Consider the following 1747-nt stretch of genomic DNA (forward strand, 5'->3'; position numbering starts at 1 on the left):
TAATTCGAAATAATTAAACAAATTTTTACTTTATTGTTAACAAAAACGAAATAGTATCTACATTATCTGCATAATCCCAAAGATTTGGTTTTTGGGTTTGACCAAAATCAATACTGTTGGCAACGAGATTATTGCTTACTAAGCATTGAATCTTCTCACTGTCGGATTCCAATCGTGTTTGTAATGCCTCGATAGAATCATAAAACTCATAAAATACGCTTGAAATTGGGGAAGCATAACTCGAATCTTCTTTGATGGTCAAGAAACCATTGTCCAATAACTTGAAATTACTCATCAAGAAAACCGCCTTGTTGTAATCATAATTGTTGGCATATTTTTCATATTGAATAATGTCTTTGTACTTGAAAATAGCTTCAAAAAAAGCAGTAAAGGAATAGCCTTTTGGAACAAAAAGTTTGGATACGTTGCGACATCCCAAGCCAAAATACCTGAAAATATCCTCTCCCAAAGCTTCTAATTGTTCCTTGGTTTCTTTTCCGTTTAAAATGGCAACCGAATTTCTGTTTTTCCTGATAATACTGGGTTTATCCTTGAAATAATATTCAAAATAGCGTGCCGTGTTGTCGCTTCCGGTGGCGATTACGGCATCAAAATGTTCCAGTTTCCCTTCGACGAAAGTGATTTTTTTGGCAAATTCGGGTTCGATTACAATTAGGTATTTTGCCAAAAACGGCAATAAAAATTGGTCGTTGGACGATGTTTTTACCAGCACTTTATTTCCTGAAATCAATACGGACAGGAAATCATGAAATCCAACTAAAGGAATGTTTCCAGCCAAGATAAGACCAACATTTTTTGGTTCGTTTTTTTCAAAATTATAAGCGGACAGCCATTTGTCCAGATTTTCTTCAGTCAAAGCCGTTGCCCAAGATTGAATCGAAAAATAGACGTTTTCAGGTGTGTACCAGCCGTTATGGGATTGCGATAATTGTATTAAATCTTGAAAATCTTCAAAAAATAAATCATTGTGCAAAACGGTGGGGTTTTTGACATTTTCTTCTTCGGAAAACTGGCTTAAAAATTTTCCTAATTCTACAAAACATCTTTTTTTATCGTTTTCGAGCATAACTAAATTTGTATATGAATAGTTTTGATTGTATTTTTGGACAAAAATAAGCTTTTTATTGGCTTTAGACAATAAGTTTGAGCATCAGGAAAAATTGGGAAGTATAAAGGTTTTGACAATCTTTTAACTATAACGTATTAACTTTAAACAAATTAAATTATGGCTATTATAATAACTGACGAATGCATCAATTGTGGTGCTTGTGAACCAGAATGTCCTAATACTGCAATATATGAAGGTGCTGATGATTGGAGATACAAAGATGGAACCAGAATTAAAGGAAAAGTAGTTTTGCCATCGGGAGAAGAAGTGGATGCTGATGAGGCACAAACTCCTATTTCGGATGATATTTATTATATTGTACCCGGAAAATGTACCGAGTGTAAAGGTTTCCACGATCAACCGCAATGTGCCGCTGTTTGTCCTGTTGACTGCTGTATTCCTGATGAAAATCACGTGGAAAGTGAAGAAACTTTGTTACAAAGACAAGCCTTTTTACATGAGGCCTAAACTACAATTTTAGCAAATTATATAAATCCTGAATTCACGTTCAGGATTTTTTTTGTAAAAAAGTTATCGGCAAAGTATTAATCTACAGTTTTTAATGATGAAACATTTATTAAATCTTATATTTGCACACTTTTAAACAAATTATCATAT

The 1747-nt window shown here is 33.4% G+C and carries 2 protein-coding genes; one reads left to right on the plus strand and one right to left on the minus strand.

The genetic code is table 11. The features are described from left to right. Positions 1-25: 25 nt before the first annotated feature. A complete protein-coding gene (locus tag C0430_RS10365) occupies positions 26-1087 on the minus strand; it encodes an acyl-CoA reductase (RefSeq protein ID WP_290869363.1) in 1062 nt (353 codons plus the stop codon). A 159-nt stretch (positions 1088-1246) separates the two neighbouring features. On the opposite strand from C0430_RS10365, the gene C0430_RS10370 reads away from it, so the two are divergent. Continuing rightward, the gene (locus C0430_RS10370) at positions 1247-1597 is read left to right on the plus strand and encodes a 4Fe-4S dicluster domain-containing protein (RefSeq protein WP_290869366.1); all 351 of its coding nucleotides are present in this window, start codon (positions 1247-1249) and stop codon (positions 1595-1597) included. Positions 1598-1747 lie beyond the last annotated feature (150 nt).

The sequence above is a fragment of the Flavobacterium sp. genome, assembly GCF_013823965.1.
Lineage (GTDB): Bacteria > Bacteroidota > Bacteroidia > Flavobacteriales > Flavobacteriaceae > Flavobacterium.

What these genes read in the sequence shown, in the direction of transcription:
- C0430_RS10365 (WP_290869363.1), bottom strand. Translation starts at nt 1,087, where the DNA reads ATGCTCGAAAACGATAAAAAAAGATGTTTTGTAGAATTAGGAAAATTT.
- C0430_RS10370 (WP_290869366.1), top strand. Translation starts at nt 1,247, where the DNA reads ATGGCTATTATAATAACTGACGAATGCATCAATTGTGGTGCTTGTGAA.